At 71.4% G+C, this 22,025-nt stretch carries 17 protein-coding genes, 1 pseudogene and 1 riboswitch; of the genes and pseudogenes, 15 read left to right on the top strand and 3 right to left on the bottom strand.

Annotated elements, in window-relative coordinates; genetic code table 11:
• Window positions 1–53 precede the first annotated feature (53 nt).
• From ADK55_RS05370 to ADK55_RS05355, 4 genes are all read left to right on the top strand, one after another.
• On the top strand, window positions 54–1,397 hold the full coding sequence (locus ADK55_RS05370) for a M16 family metallopeptidase (RefSeq protein ID WP_053676320.1): 1,344 nt from the start codon (window positions 54–56) through the stop codon (window positions 1,395–1,397).
• Between the two features lie 20 nt (window positions 1,398–1,417).
• A complete protein-coding gene (locus ADK55_RS05365; protein WP_053676319.1) occupies window positions 1,418–2,785 on the top strand; it encodes a M16 family metallopeptidase in 1,368 nt (455 codons plus the stop codon).
• A 183-nt stretch (window positions 2,786–2,968) separates the two neighbouring features.
• A riboswitch (cyclic di-AMP (ydaO/yuaA leader) is annotated at window positions 2,969–3,128 on the top strand.
• Between the two features lie 12 nt (window positions 3,129–3,140).
• The gene (locus tag ADK55_RS05360; RefSeq protein ID WP_053676285.1) at window positions 3,141–3,941 is read left to right on the top strand and encodes a M23 family metallopeptidase; all 801 of its coding nucleotides are present in this window, start codon (window positions 3,141–3,143) and stop codon (window positions 3,939–3,941) included.
• Between the two features lie 153 nt (window positions 3,942–4,094).
• Window positions 4,095–4,760, top strand: a complete 666-nt coding sequence (locus ADK55_RS05355; protein WP_053676284.1) for a GntR family transcriptional regulator — start codon at window positions 4,095–4,097, stop codon at window positions 4,758–4,760.
• A 289-nt stretch (window positions 4,761–5,049) separates the two neighbouring features.
• Here ADK55_RS05355 and ADK55_RS05350 read toward each other — a convergent pair whose 3' ends face one another.
• Window positions 5,050–5,331, bottom strand: a complete 282-nt coding sequence (locus ADK55_RS05350; protein WP_053676283.1) for an HPr family phosphocarrier protein — start codon at window positions 5,329–5,331, stop codon at window positions 5,050–5,052.
• A gap of 184 nt (window positions 5,332–5,515) precedes the next feature.
• Between ADK55_RS05350 and ADK55_RS05345 the strand changes: the two genes are divergently transcribed.
• From ADK55_RS05345 to ADK55_RS05305, 9 genes and pseudogenes are all read left to right on the top strand, one after another.
• A complete protein-coding gene (locus ADK55_RS05345; RefSeq protein ID WP_053676282.1) occupies window positions 5,516–8,377 on the top strand; it encodes a bifunctional GNAT family N-acetyltransferase/acetate--CoA ligase family protein in 2,862 nt (953 codons plus the stop codon).
• 51 nt (window positions 8,378–8,428) lie between these two features.
• The gene (locus ADK55_RS05340; RefSeq protein WP_053676318.1) at window positions 8,429–9,025 is read left to right on the top strand and encodes a DUF5998 family protein; all 597 of its coding nucleotides are present in this window, start codon (window positions 8,429–8,431) and stop codon (window positions 9,023–9,025) included.
• Window positions 9,025–10,227, top strand: coding sequence for an alkaline phosphatase family protein (locus tag ADK55_RS05335; RefSeq protein ID WP_053676281.1), 1,203 nt, complete (start codon window positions 9,025–9,027; stop codon window positions 10,225–10,227). The genes ADK55_RS05340 and ADK55_RS05335 overlap by 1 nt, the downstream gene beginning before the upstream one ends.
• A gap of 65 nt (window positions 10,228–10,292) precedes the next feature.
• Complete coding sequence (locus tag ADK55_RS05330) at window positions 10,293–10,943, top strand: thymidine kinase (RefSeq protein ID WP_053676280.1); 651 nt, start codon at window positions 10,293–10,295, stop codon at window positions 10,941–10,943.
• 92 nt (window positions 10,944–11,035) lie between these two features.
• Window positions 11,036–11,443, top strand: coding sequence for an SseB family protein (locus tag ADK55_RS05325; RefSeq protein WP_053676279.1), 408 nt, complete (start codon window positions 11,036–11,038; stop codon window positions 11,441–11,443).
• Entirely contained in the window at window positions 11,443–12,006 is a 564-nt protein-coding gene (locus tag ADK55_RS05320) for a hypothetical protein (protein ID WP_053676278.1), read from the top strand. The genes ADK55_RS05325 and ADK55_RS05320 overlap by 1 nt, the downstream gene beginning before the upstream one ends.
• Complete coding sequence (locus ADK55_RS05315) at window positions 12,006–16,667, top strand: putative T7SS-secreted protein (RefSeq protein ID WP_053676277.1); 4,662 nt, start codon at window positions 12,006–12,008, stop codon at window positions 16,665–16,667. Before ADK55_RS05320 ends, ADK55_RS05315 begins: the two co-directional genes overlap by 1 nt.
• On the top strand, window positions 16,664–16,933 hold the full coding sequence (locus ADK55_RS05310) for a hypothetical protein (protein ID WP_053676276.1): 270 nt from the start codon (window positions 16,664–16,666) through the stop codon (window positions 16,931–16,933). Before ADK55_RS05315 ends, ADK55_RS05310 begins: the two co-directional genes overlap by 4 nt.
• A gap of 161 nt (window positions 16,934–17,094) precedes the next feature.
• Window positions 17,095–17,690 (top strand): annotated as a pseudogene (locus ADK55_RS05305) (thymidine kinase).
• Between the two features lie 32 nt (window positions 17,691–17,722).
• Here ADK55_RS05305 and ADK55_RS05300 read toward each other — a convergent pair.
• Window positions 17,723–18,508, bottom strand: coding sequence for a VOC family protein (locus ADK55_RS05300; RefSeq protein ID WP_078998502.1), 786 nt, complete (start codon window positions 18,506–18,508; stop codon window positions 17,723–17,725).
• A 189-nt stretch (window positions 18,509–18,697) separates the two neighbouring features.
• Here ADK55_RS05300 and ADK55_RS05295 point away from each other — a divergent pair, with 189 nt between their 5' ends.
• On the top strand, window positions 18,698–19,540 hold the full coding sequence (locus ADK55_RS05295) for a sulfurtransferase (RefSeq protein WP_053676275.1): 843 nt from the start codon (window positions 18,698–18,700) through the stop codon (window positions 19,538–19,540).
• A gap of 69 nt (window positions 19,541–19,609) precedes the next feature.
• Here ADK55_RS05295 and sepH read toward each other — a convergent pair whose 3' ends face one another.
• Window positions 19,610–20,617: a septation protein SepH gene (gene sepH, locus ADK55_RS05290; protein WP_053676274.1), complete on the bottom strand. Its 1,008-nt coding sequence runs from the start codon at window positions 20,615–20,617 to the stop codon at window positions 19,610–19,612.
• Window positions 20,618–21,155: 538 nt separating this feature from the next.
• Here sepH and ADK55_RS05285 point away from each other — a divergent pair.
• On the top strand, window positions 21,156–22,019 hold the full coding sequence (locus ADK55_RS05285) for a hypothetical protein (protein ID WP_234349904.1): 864 nt from the start codon (window positions 21,156–21,158) through the stop codon (window positions 22,017–22,019).
• Window positions 22,020–22,025: the final 6 nt, after the last annotated feature.

Raw genomic sequence — 22,025 nt, 5'->3', positions numbered from 1 at the left:
AGTGGCAGGTCTGACAGAAATCTCTGCATCGCGATCGAAGGGACCACATGCCCATGGGTCACACGGCCACAGCCCAGGCCGGCTCCGGCGGCCTGACAGCGACCGAGCACCGGCTGGCCAACGGCCTGCGCGTGGTGCTCTCCGAGGATCACCTGACCCCGGTCGCCGCGGTCTGCCTCTGGTACGACGTCGGCTCGCGCCACGAAGTCAAGGGCCGGACCGGTCTGGCTCACCTCTTCGAGCACCTGATGTTCCAGGGGTCCGCGAGCGTACCCGGCAACGGGCACTTCGAGCTCGTCCAGGGCGCCGGCGGTTCGCTGAACGGCACCACCAGTTTCGAGCGCACCAACTACTTCGAGACGATGCCGGCCCACCAGCTGGAGCTCGCCCTCTGGCTGGAGGCGGACCGGATGGGCTCGCTGCTGACCGCCCTGGACGACGAGTCCATGGAGAACCAGCGCGACGTCGTCAAGAACGAGCGCCGCCAGCGGTACGACAACGTGCCGTACGGCACCGCCTTCGAGCGGCTCACCGCCCTCGCGTACCCCGAGGGACACCCGTACCACCACACCCCGATCGGCTCCATGGCCGACCTGGACGCCGCCTCCCTGGAGGACGCGCGCCACTTCTTCCGCACGTACTACGCGCCCAACAACGCGGTGCTCTCGGTCGTCGGTGACATCGACCCCGAGCAGGCGCTCGCCTGGGTCGAGAAGTACTTCGGCTCCATCCCCTCGCACGACGGCAAGCAGCCGCCGCGCGACGGCTCGCTGCCCGAGGTCATGGGCGGCCAGCTGCGCGAGGAGATCGTCGAGGAGGTCCCGGCCCGCGCGTTGATGGCCGCCTACCGACTGCCGCACGACGGCACCCGCGAGTGCGACGCCGCCGACGTGGCGCTGACCGTCCTCGGCGGCGGCGAGTCCTCACGGCTGCACAACCGCCTGGTCCGCCGCGACCAGAGCGCCGTGGCCGCCGGATTCGGCATGCTGCGCCTGGCGGGCGCTCCGTCGCTCGGCTGGCTGGACGTCAAGACCTCCAGCGGGGTCGAGGTGCCCGCCATCGAGGCGGCCGTGGACGAGGAACTCGCGCGGTTCGCCGCCGAGGGCCCCACCGCCGAGGAGATGGAACGCGCCCAGGCCCAGCTGGAACGGGAGTGGCTGGACCGGCTGAGCACGGTCGCCGGCCGCGCCGACGAACTGTGCCGCTTCGCGGTGCTGTTCGGCGACCCGCAGCTCGCCCTCACCGCCGTCGGCCGCGTCCTGGACGTCACCGCCGAGGAGGTGCAGGCCGTGGCCGCCGCCCGACTGCGCCCGGACAACCGCGCGGTGCTCGTGTACGAGCCCCTGGCGGCCGACGAGTCCGACGAGAACGACGAGAACGAAGGGGCGGAGCAGTGAGCGACACCGCAGCCGTCACGATGACCCTCCACCCGCGGCCGGAGGCCGGCGAGGCCAGGCCGTGGGCCTTCCCGGCCCCCGAGCGCGGTGCGCTCGCCAACGGGCTGACCCTGCTGCGCTGCCACCGTCCGGGGCAGCAGGTCGTCGCCGTCGAGATCAACCTCGCCGCGCCGCTCGACGCGGAGCCCGAGGGCCTGGACGGGGTGGCCACCATCATGGCCCGCGCCCTGTCCGAGGGCACCGACAAGCACTCCGCCGAGGAGTTCGCGGCGGAGCTGGAGCGCTGCGGGGCGACCCTCGACGCGCACGCCGACCACCCGGGCCTGCGGGTCTCGCTGGAGGTACCCGCCTCCCGCCTGGCGAAGGCGCTCGGCCTGCTCGCCGAGGCGCTGCGCGCCCCGGCCTTCGCCGACAGCGAGGTCGACCGGCTGGTGCGCAACCGTCTCGACGAGATCCCGCACGAGTCGGCCAACCCGCAGCGCCGCGCCGCCAAGCAGCTCTCCAAGGAGCTGTTCCCGGCCGACCTGCGGATCTCCCGGCCCCGCCAGGGCACCGAGGAGACGGTCGCCCGCATCGACTCCGGTGCCGTACGCGCCTTCTACGAGGCTCACGTGCGCCCCGCGACCGCCACCGCGGTGGTCGTGGGCGACCTGACCGGGATCGACCTGGACGCCATCCTGGCGGACACCCTGGGCGCCTGGACCGGCAATTCCGCCGATCCGCGCCCGGTGCCCCCGGTGACGGCCGACGACACGGGCCGCGTGGTCATCGTGGACCGCCCCGGAGCGGTTCAGACGCAGCTCCTCATCGGCCGGATCGGCGCGGACCGGCACGACCGCGTCTGGGCGGCCCAGGTGCTCGGCACGTACTGCCTCGGCGGCACCCTCACCTCCCGCCTCGACAAGGTGCTGCGCGAGGAGAAGGGGTACACGTACGGCGTGCGCGCCTTCGGGCAGGTGCTGCGTTCCACCGCCGACGGCAAGGGCGCGTCCATGCTGGCCATCAGCGGCTCGGTGGACACCCCGAACACCGGCCCGGCGCTGGAGGACCTCTGGACGGTGCTGCGCACCCTCGCGGAGGGCGGTCTGACCGACGCCGAACGGGACGTGGCGGTACAGAACTTGGTGGGCGTGGCCCCGCTGAAGTTCGAGACGGCAGCCTCCGTCGCGGGCACCCTCGCCGATCAGGTGGAGCAGGAGCTGCCGGACGACTACCAGGCCCGGTTGTACGCCCAACTCGCCGCGACGGGAACGGTGGAGGCGACTTCGGCCGTGGTCAACGCCTTCCCCGTGGACCGGCTGGTCACGATCCTCGTGGGCGACGCGTCGCAGATCGCGGAGCCCGTGCGGGCGCTGGGGATCGGCGAAGTGAGCGTCGTCGGCAACTGACCTGAAATCGAGGGGGCCCTGGCGACTTGTCGCCGGGGCCCCTTTTGTCCATTTAGTGGTGAGGTTGCTTGTATGTGGTGTGGCGTAGGTAACAAAAGCGCGCACCTGTTTGGCGAATGACTGAAGATCCGCCTAGCGTCGGCCGTGCTGTTCGTCAGTTGTGCCCGCCGCACCCGCGGCACCGGACAGCGATCGCCGAGTCCCCGTCAGGCGCGAGCCTGGGGAGCCGGGGACCCACATGTGTCCCTGGGGTGAATCGGACCGCCTCGCAAGAGGGGGCCCGTAGGAGACCTTCCTGCTCCGAACCCGTCAGCTAACCCGGTAGGCGAGAAGGAAGGAAAGGATCAACCTCTTCATGGCGTTTGGCAGCAGTCGTGTCGCCGGTAAGCACCGTGGTTCGAGCCGTTTGAGCCGCAAGACCGCCGGCTACGCCGGTATAGCCGCCCTCGCCACCACCGGCGTCGTGGGCACGCTGGCCGGCCCCGCGTTCGCCGCGGGCGAGTCCGCCGCCCCCACGATCGAGGACACCGGCCTCAACGCCGTCGTCGTCGCCGAGGACCTCCAGGGCGAGATCGAGACCCAGGCCGAGTCCCAGCAGCGCGCCGCCGACATCACCGCCGCGAAGGCCCAGGCCGAGGCCGACGCCAAGCAGCGCGCCGCCGAGTCCAAGCGCCTCGCCGAGGCCAAGGAGAAGGCCGAGCGCGAGGCCGCCGAGCGTGCGGCCCGCGAGGCCGAACGCAAGCGCCTCAACACCTTCGTCGCTCCCGTCGAGGGCTCCTACGTCAGCACGCAGTACCACGCGGGCGGCGGCATGTGGTCCTCCGGCAGCCACACGGGCATCGACTTCCACGCGGCGTCCGGCACCTCGGTCCACGCCGTGGGCGCCGGCACGATCGTCGAGGCCGGCTACGGCGGCGCGTACGGCAACAACGTCGTCATCAAGCACAACGACGGCACCTACACCCAGTACGGGCACATGTCCTCGCTGGACGTCTCCGTCGGCCAGCAGGTCACCCCGGGCCAGCAGATCGGCCTGTCGGGCTCCACGGGCAACTCCAGCGGCCCGCACCTGCACTTCGAGGCCCGCACCGGTTCGCAGTACGGCTCGGACATCGACCCGATCGCGTACCTGCGCTCGCACGACGTCAACGTCTGATCGCTTCGCACCTCTTCGTTGAAGGCCCCGGCTCATCGAGCCGGGGCCTTTCGCGTTGGCGGGAAATGTTTCACATCAAGGGCCGTCCTCGGAAATTATCGTGTGTTGCAATAGAGTCGCGGCACGGTCACGAAATCAAGCGGAGGTCCGGTCTTGCGAATTCCTGCGCACGCGGTATGCACAGCAATCCGCGACGACATCATCTCCGGAGTCTTCGGACCCGGCGGACGCCTCACCGAGGAAGTGCTGGCCCGCCGCTACGGGGTTTCGCGCGTCCCGGTCCGCGAGGCCCTGCGCACCCTGGAGTCCGAGGGCTTCGTCACGACCCGCCGGCACGCCGGGGCCTGCGTGGCCGAGCCGACCGAGCAGGAGGCCTCGGACCTCCTGGAGCTGCGGATGCTGTTGGAGCCCCTCGCCGCCTCCCGGGCGGCCCGCCGACGCACCGAGGCGCACCTGAAGGTGCTGCGCGGACTGGTCAGGCTGGGCCAGGAACGGGCCAGGAGGGGCCAGGGAGAGGATCTGCGGGCCCTGGGTGGCTGGTTCCACGAGACGCTGTCCCAGGCGTCCGCGAGTCCCGGGCTGATCGCCCTGCTGACGCAGACGCGCCACAAGATCGCCTGGATGTTCTCGGTGGAGGCCCCGACGCGCCCCGTGGACTCCTGGGCCGAGCACGGGGCGATCGTGGACGCGGTGGCGCGCGGCGACGCCGAGCGGGCCCGCTCCCTTACGGCCCTGCACGCCGAACGCGCGGTCGCGGCCCACCGGCGGCGCGTGAGGACTTCGCAACCTGCCGTAAACATGGCGAGCGGCCCGCATTAACAAAGCCCGTATACAAAGGACGGATATGCGGGGGGTTTCGACGCCTCGTAATCGCCCGCCTCATTCCGTCGGCCTGATTCCGGTCGGCCTGATTCCGGCCCGCCCTTTTCGACGGGCGGATTCCGTGACGGAATTTCCGGCGTGCGGTAAAGGTCGCCCCGATGTCCCGCGCCGCGCCGCGCCGCATTCATGCCGACGCGTTCCGGAAACGACGAAGCCGCGGCCCCCGATGCGCCGGGGCCGCGGCTTCGCCACGTGTGTGTGATCCGAAGGGCCGGACCGTCTCGGATCAGACCGTCTCGGGGAGCTCGTCGAGACCCTCGGCGACAAGCTTCGCGAGGCGGTCCAGCGCGACGTCGGCGCCCTCGGCCTCGGACGCGAGGACGATCTCCTCGCCGCCCTGGGCGCCCAGGCCCAGAACCGCCAGCATGGAAGCGGCGTTGACGGGGTCGCCGCCGGCCTTCGCGATGGTCACCGGAACGCCGGAAGCGGTCGTCGCCCGGACGAAGATCGAGGCGGGACGAGCGTGCAGGCCCTCGGCCCAGCCGACGTTGACGCGGCGCTCTGCCATGGTGATGCCCTTCAGGTGCTAGCGGTTGTCTAGACCAGTATCTCACGACACCCGGAATGCTCGAACCGACCTTCGGCCCGGATCCACCGCCGCTGGACCCTCCCCAGCTTGCACTGATTTGCCCCCGTGTGCCGCACGCGCCGCGCGCGCACCGTTCGGTTGGCCCGCCCCTTAAGGTGTGGCCATGACCACCGAGTCGGACCCCTCGTACCCGGCCCACTGGGAAGCGGACGTCGTGCTGCGCGACGGCGGCACCGCCCGGATCCGGCCCATCACCGCCGAGGACGCGGGTCGCCTGGTCAGCTTCTACGAACAGGTCTCCGACGAGTCGAAGTACTACCGGTTCTTTGCCCCGTACCCCCGCCTGTCCGACCGCGACGTCCACCGCTTCACCCACCACGACCACGTGGACCGCGTCGGCCTCGCGGCGACCATCGGCGGCGAGTTCATCGCCACGGTCCGCTTCGACCGCATCGGCCCCGACGGCCGGCCCGCCTCCGCACCCGCCGACGAGGCGGAGGTCGCCTTCCTCGTCCAGGACGCGCACCAGGGCCGCGGAGTCGCCTCCGCCCTCCTCGAACACATCGGCGCGGTGGCCCGGGAGCGCGGCATCCGCCGGTTCGCCGCCGAGGTGCTGCCCGCCAACAGCAAGATGATCAAAGTGTTCACGGACGTCGGCTACCAGCAGAAGCGCAGCTTCGAGGACGGCGCCGTCCACCTCACCCTCGACCTCGAACCCACCGCCGAGTCCCTCGCCGTGCAGCGCGCCCGCGAACAGCGCGCCGAGGCCCGCTCCGTCCAGCGGCTCCTGGCCCCCGGCTCCGTGGCGGTGATCGGAGTCAGCCGCTCCGGCGGCGGCGTGGGCGCCGCGGCGCTGCGCAACCTTCGGGACACCGGCTTCCACGGCCAGCTGTACGCGGTCAACGAGGCGGCCTCCGCCGACCTGCTCGACGGCGTACGCGCCTACCGCACCGTCGCCGACATCGGCGCCCCGGTCGACCTCGCGGTCGTCGCCGTCCCGGCGGACCGGGTCCCGGACGCGGTCCGCGCGTGCGGAGAGCACGGTGTGCAGGGGCTGGTGGTGCTGTCCGCCGGATACGGCGAGAGCGGCCCGGCCGGGTTGCAACGGCAGCGCGAACTGGTGCGCCAGGTCCGCTCGTACGGGATGCGACTGATCGGCCCGAACGCCTTCGGGGTCATCAACACCGCTCCGGACGTGGAGCTGAACGCCTCACTGGCCCCCACCCCGGCGTCCGCGCGCGGCCGGATCGGCCTGTTCACCCAGTCCGGCGCGATCGGCATCGCCCTGCTCTCGGGGCTGCTGCGGCGCGGCGAGGGGCTGTCCTCGTTCGTCTCGGCCGGCAACAGGGCCGACGTCTCCGGCAACGACATCCTCCAGTACTGGTACGACGACGACTCCACCGACGTGGCCCTGATGTACCTGGAGACCCTGGGCAACCCCCGCAAGTTCACCCGCCTCGCCCGCCGCACGGCCGCCGTCAAGCCCGTGGTCGTGGCCCGGGGTGGCCGGCACACCCCGGCCGGACACGTGGTCCCCGGCACCCGGCTGCCCGAATCCACCGTCTCGGAACTGCTCAGGCAGGCGGGCGTCATCCGGGTCGACACGGTCACGGAACTGGTCGACGTCGGGCTGCTGCTGGCCGGTCAGCCGCTGCCCGCCGGCCCGAGGGTGGCGATCCTCGGGAACTCCGAATCGCTGGGCGTGCTCACCTACGACGCCTGCCTGACCCGGGGGCTGCGGCCCCTGCCACCGCTGGACCTGACCACCGCCGCCACGCCCCGGGACTTCCGTACCGCCCTCGCCGACGCCCTGGCCTCGCCGGACTGCGACGCGGTCGTCGTGACGGCGATCCCCTGGGTGGGGGAGAACGCGCCGGCCGACGACCTGGCGAGCGCACTGCGCGACGCCGTCGCGGAGCACCCGGGCAAGCCGGTCGCGGTGGTGCACGTCGAGCTGGGCGCGCTGGCCGAGGCCCTCTCCACGGCCGCCGGAACCGTCGCGCCCCGCCCCGCGAACGCGATCACACCGACCACCCCGGCCCCGACCACCCCGGTCGCGGGCATCCCCGTCACGCAGACCCCGCCGCCGGGCGCCCCGCGGCAGGCCGACACCCCTTCGACGGGCCACCCCACCACTCGGCCCGGCACCGCCGGGGAGGGGCGGATCCCCGCCTACCCCGCCGCCGAGCGTGCCGTCCGCGCCGTCGCCGAAGCCGTGCGGTACGCACAGTGGAGGCGGTCCCTCGCCGACGCCGGCCAGGTGCCCGAGTACGAGGACATCGACGAGGCCGGAGCCGCCGCGCAGCTCGCCGCCCTCCTCGCCGGCCCCGCGGACTCCGCGATCACCCTCGACGAGGCGGACGCGATCACGCTCCTCGCCCGGTACGGGATCCGGGTGCTCCCCACCCTGCCCGCGCCCGACGCCGGCGCCGCCGTACGGGCCGCCCGCACGCTCGGCTACCCGGTGGCCCTGAAGACCACCGCCCCGCACCTGCGCCACCGCGCCGATCTGGGAGGCGTACGCCTGGCCCTGACGGCCGAGGCGGAGCTGCGGCGCGCCTACGACGAACTCACCGAGGCCCTCGGCAAGCCGGCCGAGCTGCTCCCGGTCGTCCAGGCGATGGTGCCCCGCGGCGTCGACACCGTCGTGCGCAGCGTCATCGATCCCGCCGCCGGCGCCGTCCTCTCCTTCGGTCTCGCCGGCGTCCCCTCCGAACTGCTCGGTGACACCGCCCACCGGCTCGTCCCGGCCACCGACCGGGACGCGGCCGCCCTGATCCGGTCCATCCGCGCCGCGCCCCTCCTCTTCGGCTGGCGCGGCAGCGACCCCGTGGACACGCCCGCCCTGGAGGAGCTGCTCCTGCGCCTGTCCCGACTGGTCCACGACCACCCCGAGGTGATCGGGGTGTCCCTGGAGCCCGTCGTCGTCGCCACGGAAGGGCTCTCCGTGCTGAGCGCCACCGTCCGCGTGGCCCGCCCGCCCGTCCGCACCGACCTCGGACCGCGCACCCTCCCCAGCTACTAGGACCGGTCCGGCGCGGTCCGGCTGCCCCGGACGGGCCTTAGGATGGACCTCATGGCGAAATCCGGTACGACGACCCAGGGGCTGCGCGCGGCGATCGAGCGCAGCGGCTACTACCCGACCCTCGTGGCCGAGGCCGTGGAGGCCGCGGTGGGCGGCGAGCCGATCTCGTCGTACCTGGTCCACCAGGAGACGACCTTCGACTCCAACGAGGTGCGCCGGCACGTCACGGTCCTGGTCCTCACCGGCAACCGCTTCATCGTGAGCCACACCGACGAGCAGGCCGCCGACGCCGGGTCGCCGTCCCCGTACGCGACGACGTCCACCGAGTCGGTCAAGCTCGGCAGCATCTCCTCTGTGGTGCTCAGCCGCGTCGTCGCCAACCCCGAGTCGTACACCGCCGGCACCCTGCCGCGCGAGGTCGTGCTGACCATCGGCTGGGGTGCGGTCTCGCGCATCGACCTGGAGCCCGCCGCCTGCGGCGACCCGAACTGCGACTCCGACCACGGCTACACCGGCAACTCCACCGCCGACGACCTCAGCCTGCGGGTCAGCGAGGCCGGCGACGGCCCGGAGACGGTCCGCCAGACCCTGGTCTTCGCCCAGGCCCTGTCCGAGGCCACCGCGGCCTCGCCCGCCGCCGGCCGCTGATGTTCTCCTCTGTACCCGCGCACTGGGACGAGCCCGAGCCGCTGGACCTCGCCGGCGCCCCCGTCCCGCACTACGGCACCGGCTCGCTCGCCGACCTGCTGCCGACCTTGGCGGCCGGACAGGGCGTTCCCGGCCTCGCCGCCGGGATCGCCGAACTGACCCCGGCCGACCGGAACTGCGTCTTCCTGGTCGACGGCATGGGCTGGGAGCAGGTCAAGGCCCACCCGCAGGAGGCCCCGTACCTGGCCTCCCTGCTCGCCGGTTCGCGCGGCGGCACCGGCCGCCCGATCACCTCGGGCTTCCCGGCGACCACCGCCACCTCGCTGGCCTCCGTCGGCACGGGACTGCCGCCCGCCCGACACGGCCTGCCCGGCTACGCCGTGCGCAACCCGGCCTCCGGCGAACTGATGAACCAGCTCCGCTGGCAGCCGTGGACCCAGCCGAAGGTCTGGCAGCCGTACCCCACCGTCTTCCAGCTCGCGGACGCCGCCGGCGTGCACACCGCGCAGGTGTCCGCGCCGGGTTTCCAGACCACCCCGCTCACCAAGATCGCGCTGAGCGGCGGCACCTTCCACGGCCGGATGACCGGCGAGGAGCGGATGGATCTCGCGGCCATCCAACTCGCCGCCGGCGAACGCTCGCTCGTGTACACGTACTACAGCGAACTCGACGGAGCCGGCCACCGCCACGGCGTCGACTCCGACGTGTGGCGCGGTCAACTCATGTACGTCGACCGGCTGGTGCAGCGCCTGGCGGAGCAACTGCCGCCCCGTACCGCCCTGTACGTGACCGCCGACCACGGCATGGTGGACGTGCCCTTCGACGAGGATTCGCGGATCGACTTCGACGAGGACTGGGAACTGGGCGCGGGTGTGGCCCTGCTGGGCGGCGAGGGACGGGCCCGACACGTCTACGCGGTGCCGGGAGCCGAGGCCGACGTACTCACCGTGTGGCGCGAGGTGCTCGGGGACCGCTTCTGGATCGCGAGCCGCGAAGAGGCCCTGGAACTCGGCTGGTTCGGCGCCCCGGGGGAGTGCGACGAGCGCGTGCTGGGCCGGATCGGCGACGTCGTCGCCGCCGCCCACGCCGACGTCGCGATCACCGCGTCCCGCAAGGAGCCCAACGAGTCGGCGCTCGTCGGCATGCACGGCTCCATGACCGCGGCCGAGCAACTGGTGCCGCTCCTCGAAGTCCGCACCTGACCCCCACGCGCCACCCGACCGTCTTCGCCCACCCGTGCCCCGAACTGAAAGGTCCCGTACTTCCCATGCCCGAGCTGGTGTTCTTCTCCGGAACGATGGACTGCGGAAAGAGCACACTGGCGCTCCAGATCGCGCACAACCGCGACGCGCGGGGGCTTCAGGGCGTCATCTTCACCCGTGACGACCGCGCGGGCGAGGGCAAGCTGTCGTCCCGGCTCGGCCTGGTGATGGAGGCGATCGAGGCGCCGGAGGGCATGGACCTCTATGCGTACCTGGTGGCCCAGCTCTCGAAGGGCGGCAAGGCGGACTACGTGATCGTGGACGAGGCGCAGTTCCTGGCCCCGGTCCAGATCGATCAGCTGGCCCGCATCGTGGACGACCTCGGCTTGGACGTCTTCGCCTTCGGCATCACGACGGACTTCCGCACGAAGCTCTTCCCGGGCTCGCAGCGTCTGATCGAACTGGCGGACCGACTGGAGCAGCTCCAGGTCGAGGCCCTGTGCTGGTGCGGCGCCCGCGCTACGCACAACGCCCGCACGGTGGACGGCGAGATGGTCGTCGAGGGTGCCCAGGTGGTCGTCGGCGACGTGAACCGCCCGGCCGGGGAGATCGGCTACGAGGTCCTCTGCCGCCGCCACCACCTGCGCCGCATGACCAGCGCCGCAGCCCACGCGGGCGCCCTCTCCCCGGACGTCCTCCCGGTCAACCACGCCTGACAGGGCGCGCCCAGTGGGCCTGAGGGAACCGGTGGGGTTCCCGATAGCGTGCTCCTCCAGGACGCTGACCGGCGCTGGAGGGGACGTAGCCCATGGAACTGACCGCAGAGATCGCGGCGATACGGGACGGATCGGGTGATCCGGCACGCCTGGTGGGGGAGTTCCGGCGGGCTGTCCTGCTGGTGCCGCTCGCGGACGGGCCGGAGGGCGGTCTGATGTCGGCGGTGTCGGGCGGCATCCGGTGGATCTACGCGTTCACGGACGAGGAGGCGCTGGCCCGGTTCGCGGCGGCGCGCGGTGAGGCGGAGGCCGGCCGGGAGTGGGAGTTCCTCTCGGTGCTGGGTGCGCGTCTGGTCGATGCGGTGGTTCCGGCGGCGGGCGGTCCGGCGGGTGTGGTGCTGAACGTGGCGGACGTGGACGGGTCGATGTTCTTCCCGCCGGTCGCGGGGATTGTGCCCGATGCCAGTGCGGTGGACCTGGCGGCCGGGGCGGTGGCCTGATGGCGGGTGACGGGGACCTGGAGGTCTCGCCGGCGGCGGTCAAGAACATCCAGGACGGTCTGCGGGCGGCGATCGGGGAGTTGCGGGAGTCGGGGGACGCGGCCGGTGCTTCGCAGGGTGCGGGGTTCGAGAATCTGTCGATGACGGGGATGGAGGCAGGGCACGCGGGTCTGGCGACGGACTTCGAGGATTTCTGCGAGCGCTGGGAGTGGGGTGTGCGGAGTCTGGTGCAGAACGCGAGCACCCTCGCGCAGTCGTTGGGGATCGCGGCGGGGACGGTGTGGGAGGAGGAGCAGTACCTCCAGGGCTCGTTCAAGGTCGTGGCGAACGCCGCGTACGGCAATCCGCACGCCTCCGAGGACGAGATCGAGCAGAAGTCCTGGGGCGACATCTTCTCCGCGGATGCCTACAAGCCCGATTACAGCCCGGAGTCCTTCCAGAAGAGTGCTGAGGACATCGAGAAGACCTGGTCGGACACCGGGGACCAGCTCACCTCCACCGGGAAGATCGGTTCGCTGAAGGACCTGTTGGAGCAGGCGAAGCGTGACGGGGGCGGTCGCTGATGGGCTGGCGGGATTTCGTGCCGGACGTCATCGAGGATGGTGTTGAGAAGGGCGCGGAGAAGGTCGGCGACGCGGTCGAGTGGGCCGGTGACAAGACGGCCGATCTTGCCGAGGACGTCGGTCTGGACGACGCGGGTGACTGGATCCGTGACAAGAGCCGCTCGGCCGCCAACCAGCTCGGTGCGGACGTGGCGGAGCTGGAGCTGGGCCAGACCGAGGACCCGAGCAAGCTGGTTTACGGCAGTGTGTCGAAGATCCGGGCGCAGGTTTCGCACCTGAACGACTTCAAGGCCTCCTTCGACAAGGTCGGCAACGGTCTGAAGGGGATGGGGGAGCCGGACGGGCTCAAGGGCAAGGCGGCGGACGCCTTCCGCGAGTCGGTGGCGAAGGAGCCGCCGCGCTGGTTCAAGGCGGCGGAGGCCTTCGGGAAGGCCTCCGAGGCGATGGGTCGTTTCGCGGAGACGGTGGAGTGGGCGCAGGGCCAGGCGAAGGAGGCGTTGGAGGAGTACAACAACGCGAAGAAGGTTTCCACCGACGCCCGCAACGCCCACAACAAGCTGGTCAAGACTTACAACGACGCGTTGAAGGCGAAGAAGGACACGCTGCCGCCGCGCCCGTCCGAGGACTTCACCGATCCGGGCGTCGCGCTGGCGACGGCCGCGCAGGACAAGCTCGAGACGGCCCGCAAGCAGCGCAACGACGTCGCGGAGACCGTGCGTACCGCGGTGCGGGCGGCGCGGGACGCGGCTCCGCCGAAGCCCTCGTACGCCAAGCAGCTCGGCGACGGGATGGATTACCTGGACCTTGCCCAGACGCACCTGGCGGGTGGTGTCATCAAGGGCACGGCCGGGATCGTGAACTTCGCGCGGGCGCTGAACCCGACGGATCCGTACAACCTGACGCATCCGGCCGAGTACCTGACGAACCTGAACTCGACGGCCGCGGGCCTGGTCACGATGGCCAACGACCCGCTGGGTGCGGGCAAGCAGATGCTTGATGAGTTCATGAAGGATCCTTCCGAGGGCATCGGGAAGATGATTCCGGAACTCGTCGGATCCAAGGGGCTCGGGGCGCTGAAGAAGGTCGGCTCGGCCGCCAAGCACGCCGACGACCTCAAGGGCCCCGGCCGCACCGGCCTCGACAAGGACGGCCCCCATGTGAGGGAAACGCCCGATGCGGCGAAGCGGTACGACAACACCGACCCGATCGACCTGGCCACCGGCCGGATGTTCCTCCCGCAGACCGACATCGTGCTGCCCGGAACGCTGCCGCTGGCCTTCGTCCGGCGCGCGGAATCGGGGTACACCGCCGGGCGCTGGTTCGGGCCGACCTGGGCGTCGAGCATCGACCAGCACCTGGAGGTCGACCCCGAGGGCGTCGTCCTGGTCACCGAGGACGGGCTGATCGTCGCCTACCCGCATGCCGCCCCGGGCGTCCCGGTCCTGCCGGTATCCGCCTCCGCGCCCCGCCACCCCCTCGAACGCACTCCGGACGGCGACTGGACACTCACCGACCCAGCCGCCGGCCAGGTCCGCCGCTTCACCCCGCCCGCCGGGGACCCGGACGGCGACGGCATCGCGCCGATCGCCCAGTTGGAGGACCGCAACGACAACCTCATCACCTTCGAGTTCGACGCTCACGGCACCCCGCTCGGCATGGCCCACTCCGGCGGATACCGCCTTCGCTTCGACACCGCCGACGGCCGCATCACCGCCCTCCACCTCGACGGCGGCCCGCGCATCCTCGCCTACGGCTACACAGCCGGAGATCTCACGGAGGTCGTCAACTCCTCCGGCCTGCCGCTCCGCTTCACCTATGACGACCGCGGCCGCATCACGTCCTGGACCGACACGAACAACCGCTCCTACGCCTACACCTACGACGAGCAGAACCGTTGCGTCGCGGAGGGCGGCGGCGAGGGACACATGGTGCTGCGCCTGGCCTACGACGCCCTGGACGAGGCGACGGGCCACCGCGTGACCGAGACCGTCACGGGTGAAGGGCACACTCGCCGCTACCTCGTTGACGACACGTACAAGATCGTGGCCGACACCGATCCCCTCGGCAACACCACGCGCTACGTGCGCGACGGCCGCAGCCGTCTGCTCGCACAGACGGATCCGCTCGGCCGCACCACCTCCCATCGCCACGACGACGACGGCAACCTCGTCTCCGTGACACGCGCCGACGGGCGTGAGAGCACGGCCCGCCACAACGAGTTCGGCCAACCTGTCCAGGTCAAAAGGGTCGACGGTCATGTGGTCCGGTACGCCTACGACGAGCGGGGCAACCGAACATCGGCCACCGACTCCCTCGGCAGGGTCACCCGCTTCACCTACGACGAGGCGGGCGGCCTCACCTCGGTCACCGACCCCCAGGGCGGCACGACCGCCATTCGCTGCGACCGGGTCGGTCTCCCCGCCGAAGTCACCGATCCGCTCGGTTCCACCACCCGCTTCGAGCGGGACGCCTTCGGCCGCCCCACCGCCGTCACCGACCCGACAGGCGCCACCACGCACCTGGAGTGGACGGTCGAGGGCCGGCCGGCCCTCCGCGTCCACGCGGACGGAGCCGTCGAGAGCTGGACCTGGGACGGTGAGGGCAACTGCACCAGCCACACCGACCGGCTCGGCGGGGTCACCCGGTTCGAGTACACCGAATTCGACGTCCTCACCGCCCGCACGGGCCCTGACGGCGTCCGCTACGCCTTCGGGCACGACGCCGAACTGCGCCTTACCGAGGTGACCAGCCCCGAGGGCCTGACCTGGAACTACGCGTACGACCCCGCGGGACGTCTGACGTCAGAGACCGACTTCGACGGTCGCACGATCACCTACGTACACGGGCCCACCGGCAGCCTCGTCTCCCGCACGAACGCACTGGGCCAGACCACCGCATTCGAGCGCAACGCACTCGACCAGATCGTTCGCAAGGATGCCGACGGCAACGTCACCACCTACGCCTACGACCTCACCGACCAGCTCGCCCACTCCCAAGGCCCCGACGGAACGACCGTCACCCTGCTGCGGGACCACGAGGGTCGCGTGCAGTCGGAGACCGTCGACGGACGCGCCCTCACCTACACCTACGACGAGCTGGGCCGCCGGACCGGCCGCACCACGCCGACCGGTGTGACGGCCACGTGGAGCTACGACGGCGCGGGCCGCCGCACAACCATGACGGCCTCCGGCCGCTCTCTCGGTTTCGCGTACGACGCCGCGGGCCGTGAGGTGACGCGCCGCGTCGGCGACGACGTCGTCCTGAGCCACGTCTTCGATCCTGTGGGGCGCCTCACAGACCAGACGGTCATCGGCTCGGGCGGGGCCCGGGTGCGGCACCGCAGCTACACCTACCGGGCGGACGGCCACCTCACCGCGGTCGATGACGCCGGCAGCGGCCGGCAGGAGTACGAGCTAGATCCTGTCGGTCGGGTCACCGCGGTCCGGGCAGCCGATTGGACCGAGAGCTACGCCTACGACCAGGCCGGGAACCAGACCTTCGCGTCGTGGCAGACGGGCCACGCCGGCCATGTGGCCAACGGCGTGCGCGCCTACGAGAAGAACCGTATCGTCCGCGCGGGAGCCGTGCGCTACGAGCACGACGGGCTCGGCCGAGTCACCGTGCGGCGCAAGACGCGTCCGTCCCGCAAGCCGGACATCTGGCGCTACGAGTGGGACGTCGAGGACCGCCTCCTCTCCGCCACCACTCCGGACGGCACTGTGTGGCGCTACCGCTACGACCCCCTCGGCCGCCGCACGGCGAAGCTTCGCCTGGCCGAGGACGGCCGGACCGTTACCGAGCGGATCGACTTCACCTGGGACGGGAACACCCTGTGCGAGCAGACCAGTAGCTCGAACGATCTACCTCACTTGGTCGCCATCACCTGGGACCACCAGGGCATTCGGCCGATAGCCCAGACGGAACGCATTCTCGACGCCTCCCGGGAAGAAATCGACTCCCGGTTCTTCGCGATCGTCACCGACCTGGTGGGCACCCCCACCGAGCTCATCGACGAGTCCGGCAACGTGGCGTGGCACGAACGTTCCACGCTGTGGGGCATCACCACGTGGGCTGCGAAAAGCACTGCCTATACGCCTCTCCGCTTTCCGGGTCAGTACGCCGACCCGGAGACCGGCCTCCATTACAACTACTTCCGCCACTACGACCCCGAGAACGCCCGCTACCTCACCCCGGACCCCCTCGGCCTCACCCCGGCGCCGAACCCCTCCACCTACGTGACGAATCCGCACGCGTGGACGGACTACCTGGGCCTGGCACCGGACTACTTTCCGATCTACCGCACACCGAAGGGGGCCCACGCGCAGTACGAGCTCGACCACGGGCCGAACCCGGCCAACCATCAGCCCGGGGTGGACATCGGCGGCGGTATCATCTCGGACGGCAAGATCTACTTCGGCGAACGGGCGGTGGCTGCGGAGTACGCCGGACCGACGGGAGCGAACTTCGCGAAGGGAATGGTGAAGTACGAAATGCACCCGTCATTCCTCGAGGAGTTCGCCGACCACGCGAAGATCCACGACAGGAACGGGCCGAACGGCGCGCCGCGGATCGAGTTCGAGATCCCGGTGGACAAGCTCGACCGGTTCAACGAGCTCACCCAGAACCGCAGCTGGGTCAAAGTCTTTGGAGGGCCCAATTGAGGTTCCGTGACCATCAAGAACTCGACGTCACGGTCGTCGCGGTCGCTCCCGTGGGCGCGAAGGTGGAAGTGGATGGATCCGCCGGCCTCTTCGGATTCATCGACCAGGTGAAGCACCCGTCTTGGCGGGACGAGAACGTGGCGCCACCGCAGGCCGGCGACAAGCTCCACGTCTGCGTGCTGGACGCCACCCGCGAGCCGTTTCCCCGTCTCAGCGCACTCCAGAACGACATCGACATCGCCCGGCGGCTGAGAGGCGACGCCTGAAACGGCAGCGGTGCCACGTCGCCCCACGGGTTGCCGTGTGCACACGACGCGGGTGGGCGGCAGTGCCTGACGTTGGTGACCCTCTCGCGGATCGCCAGGCCTGACTGCCTCGGTCGCGCTGAAACCTGGCGTGAGGTGATGGATGGTCCCGTAAGAGCACACTGGCGCTCCAGATCGGGCACAACCGCTCCGCCCGGGGGCTCCAAGGCGTGATCTTCACGCGTGACGACCGGGCGGGCGAGGGCAAGTTGTCCTCGCGGCTGGGTCTGGTCACGGAGGCGGTCGAGGCCGGCGAGGGCATGGACCTCTACGCGTACCTGGTGGCCCAGTTGTCCCAGGGTGGCCGGGCGGACTACGTGATCGTGGACGAGGCCCAGTTCCTGGCCCCCGAGCAGATCGACCAGCCGGCCCGGATCGTGGACGACCTCGGCATGGACGTCTTCGCCTTCGGCATCACCACCGACTTCCGCACCAAGCTCTTCCCCGGCTCGCAGCGCCTCATCGAGCCGGCCGACCGGATCGAGCAGCTCCAGGTCGAGGCCCTGTGCTGGTGCGGCGCCCGCGCCACCCACAACGCCCGCACGGTGGGGGCGTCATGGTCGTGGAGGGCGAGCAGGTCGTGGTCGGCGACGTGAACCGCCCGGCCGAGGAGATCGGCTACGAGGTCCTCTGCCGCCACCACCTCCGCCACATGACCTCCGCCGCGGCCCACGCCGGCGCCCTCTCCCCGGACGTCCTCCCGGTCAACCACGCCTGAGCGGCGCGTCGCGAACGCCGGCGCGACGAGAGTCAGTTCCGGGAGTGCACCAGGGTGAAGATCGCCCCCTCCGGGTCCGCGACGGTGGCCAGCCGGCCGTTGAAGCCCTCGCGGGGCGGTTGGACGACGTGCCCGCCGAGGTCGATCACCCGGGCCGCGGCCGCGTCGGTGTCCTCGACCTCGAAGTACGTCATCCAGTGCGGCCCGCGATCGTGCGGCAGCGAGCGGCCCACCCCGTGCACGGCGGCGACCGGGCGTCCGTCCAGGCGCAGGGTCAGGTAGTCGAAGTCGTCGGTCGCGTCCGGGTGTTGGCGGGCCTCGTGGCCGAAGACGTGCTCGTAGAACTTGCCGACCGTCGTGGTGTCCTGCGTGACCAACTCGTTCCAGACCGGGGTGCCGGGGGAACCGTGCAGCGCGGTGCCGAGGTGGCTGCCCGCCTGCCAGATGCCGAAGATGGCGCCGAGCGGGTCGGAGCAGATCGCCACCCGGCCCGCGACGCCGGCGTCCAGCGGGCCCACCGCGACCGTGCCTCCGCAGGCGCGGATCGCCTCGGCCGTGGCGTCGGCGTCGTCCGTGGCGAGGTACGTGGTCCAGGCGACCGGGAGGTCCCGGTCCGGGGGCATCTCGCCGACGCCGGCCACCTCTCGGCCGTCGAGCACCGCTCTGACATAGGGGCCCAACTGCTCCGGGCCCGGTTGGTAGTCCCAGCCGAAGAGGTCGGCGTAGAACTCCTCGGTGGGGCCGAGGCCGTGCACCATCAGGCTCACCCAGCACGGTGTACCGGGCTCACGCCTGGTTGCCTTCGCTGCCTCGGTCATGTCAGCCGTCTCCTCAGTCGTGGGCCTGTCCTCGAAGTGATGCTTCCACTCCGAGGGGTTCGGCGCGCCTCGACCGGGCCGCGTTTCCCGGGAGCGGAGGAGAGATGACCGAATCAATGCGGCCCGTCGCGGCGCGTTGATGTCCGGCTTGTTACGGGGGGTGCCGGGGTGGGGAGGAAGATGTGCCCCATGACTGCGATCCTTTCGGCTTCCGAACTGATGAGCGAAATGACCGGAAGTACCCCACCGGTGCTCCTGGACGTCCGCTGGCAACTGGGCGGCCCCGACCAGCGGCCCGCGTACGAGGCGGGGCACCTGCCGGGTGCCGTGTACGTGGACCTGGACCACGAACTGGCAGGTCCCGTGAGCGCGACGGGACTTGGCGGGCGCCATCCGCTGCCGGACCCCGAGGCGTTCGGCGCGGTGATGCGCCGGGCCGGGGTCCGCGCCGGCGTGCCGGTGGTCGCTTGCGACGGCGGACAGGGATGGGCCGCCGCCCGGGCGTGGTGGCTGCTGCGCTGGACGGGGCACACGGACGTTCGGGTCCTGGACGGGGGTCTGAAGGCCTGGACGGCGGCCGGGGGCGCGGTGACGACCGACACACCCACCCCCGCCAAGGGTGATTTCAAGCCAAACCCGGGCGCGCTGGAGGTCCTCGACGCGGACGGGGCGGCCGCGCTGGCCCGTTCGGGTGTCCTCCTGGACGCCAGGGCGGGGGAGCGGTACCGGGGCGAGGTCGAGCCGATCGACCGGGTCGGCGGCCACGTACCGGGGGCGGTGTCCGCTCCGACCTCGGAGAACGTGGACGCGGACGGACGCTTCCTGCCGGCGGCGTCCCTGCGCGCACGGTTCGAGGCGCTCGGCGCCGCGGGCCAGGCCCCGGTCGCGGTCTACTGCGGTTCGGGGGTCTCCGGCGCGCACGAGGTGCTGGCCCTGGACGTCGCGGGCATCCCGTCCGCGCTGTACGCGGGCAGCTGGTCGGACTGGTCCTCGGACCCGGCCCGCCCGGTCGCCACGGGCCCGACGCCGTAGAGCGGGCACACCGAAGGTCGGGAGCGCCGCGCATGCCGCGCCCCCGACCCTCTCATACGGGTGTTCCCGCTATTCCTGCTTTTTGCGCCGGGTGCCGAAGACGATCTCGTCCCAGCTCGGCACCGCGGCGCGCCGGCCCGGGCGGACGCCGTCCGCCTCGGCCTGCCGGTCGGTGGTGCCGGTCAACCGGTCGCGGTGGCCCGCCACGGTGCGCGGCATCAGGACGTCGGCGTACGCGCTGCCGGCTCCCGCGGAGGCGGCCGGAGCCTCCTCGGCCTCCGGCTCCTCGGCCGGCAGGTCGACGCGTTCCGGAACCACCATGTCGCCGCGGAAGCTGGGCACGGCTTCCAGCAGGCTGGTCAAGGTGTCCCGCTCCTCCTCCGGTTCCGGCGGCGGGGCGGGGCGTTCCATCTGGCGGTCGAGTGCGCGGTCGAGCGGGCGGTCGCGGGGCAGCCGCGCGATCCTCGGCACGAACGGGAAGCTCGGCTCGGGTGTCGCGGGCAGGTCGTCCGATTCGCCGATCAGGGAGCGGGCCTCGTCGTCCACGGCCACGACGAGTCGGCGGGGCGGGTCGTACGTCCAGCTCGCCGAGTGCGGTTCGCCCGCGACCCGGTAGACCAGCAGGACCTCCCAGGTGCCGTCGTCGCGGCGCCAGGAGTCCCATTGCACGGACTCCTTGTCGGCCCCGCGCAGCGTCAGCCGTTCCTGGACGGCCTCGCCGAGCTGGGGGCCGGTGTTCTCGCCGGGGCGGCGCACGGGAGTCTTGCGGGCGCGTTCCGCCATGAACGCGCGCTCCGCGAGCACGGGGCCCTCGAACCGGCGTACCCGGTCGACGGGGATGCCCGCGAGTTGAGCGACCTCCTCCGCGGAGGCGCCGGCTCGTATGCGGGCCTGGATGTCGCGAGGGCGGAGATGGCTCTCCACCTCGATCTCGATCTGGTTCAGGCGCGCACGGTCGTTGCGTACGGCGGCCCGGAGACGCTCGTCGATCGGAAGCGTGTACTCCGTGCTGTCCGCAGCCTTGAGCACCAGTCGTGTGCCGTCATTGGAGACGGCCACGACACGCAGTTCGGGCATGGGGACCTCCCGGGTGGTGCCTGCCGACGTCACGTGCGTCGCTGCTTCCGCTAGTCGAGTGTGGCCTGCCCGGGTGCAGCCTGCCACAACCTTGCCGAGTTAAACCGGCGTGTCGGGCATGCGCCCTTGATCGCCGTTATGGCACGGTTACCTGTTGGGTACGCACAGTGACCGAACGATTACTGTGCGCAGCAGGAACCCGTGCAACACCGCAGCATCGCCGGTCTCGAGTGCCGTTTCTCCATTGTCCGGCCCCCTCTCCCGAGTCCGGACATCCGAAAGGAAGGACGGCCCCAGGGCTCGCCACAGTACTCCATTCGGGCCACGCAGGTGGACCGCCGCGCCGCCGAACTTGTCTCGGGCGGCGGGAGTTGAGCTGCCCTGAATGCGGTCGGTATCCGGCCGGACCTGCGCCCCGGTCGGTTTGAGGGTGTCTTGCTTCACAGAATCCCCCGAAATGGAACTTTCCGTTTCGCTCAGGTGTCAGTAACTGCTGGAAGAGGAGAAGCGCGAGAGGCAGGGCACGCAGGGGATGGCGATGGGTCAGAAGACGACGCGGGACACGGTGGACGCGGAACCGGAGAAGAAGAAGCTCGATCTGAGCGTGGCGCAGATCGCGGGCACCTCCACCGCCACCGTCGCGGCTGCCCTGCTCGCCTCACAGATGGGGGTCTACGGCACGATCCTCGGAGCCGGCGTGGTGAGCGTGGTCGCCACCGCGGGCGGGCCCGTCGTCCAGCACCTGTTCCGACGAACCGGCGACCAGCTGCGCGAGACCGCCCGCCCCAAGGCCCGTCAGGTGCCCGTGGTGCACAAGGACCAGGCGGCGGACGGCTCGCTGCTGCCGGGTGCGGCCCTGCCCTCCGAGGAGTTCGGCGACGCGACCGTGCACGGCACCCGGGTACGGGGCTGGAAGCGAACGGCCGTCGCCTCCGGAGCCGCCTTCGCCATCGCGCTCGGCGGACTCGGCACCTACGAGGCGATCGCCGGCACCTCCGTCAGCCAGGGTGGCGGCACCATCCTGTCCGGGGGCACCCGCAAGGCCGCCGACCACAAGCCGAGCGCGCCGCGGGAGGATCCCGGTCGGGGCACCGACGACGGCGACGGCGGCAACGGCGGGCGGGACGGCAAGGGCGGCGAGAGCCCGGGGTCCGGGAAGGACTCCCCGGACCCCTCGACCTCCCCGGGCGGCGAAAGCCCCGGACCGGACCCCACGCCCTCACGTTCCGGGGAGTCGAGCCCGGACCCGACGCCGCCGAAGCCCGACCCGACCCCGACCCCGACGCCCACTCCGACCCCGACTCCGGGGAAGTCGACCGGTGGTTCGGGGTCCGGTTCCGGATCGGGCTCCGGTTCCGACGGGCCGGGCACCGGTACCGGACCCGCGCCGAGCCCCTCCTGAACCGGG

This window comes from Streptomyces sp. WM4235 (assembly GCF_001279725.1).
GTDB lineage: Bacteria > Actinomycetota > Actinomycetes > Streptomycetales > Streptomycetaceae > Streptomyces.
The sequence above is the reverse complement of the archived record's forward strand: the minus strand, read 5'-3'. Positions and strand labels throughout refer to the sequence as shown.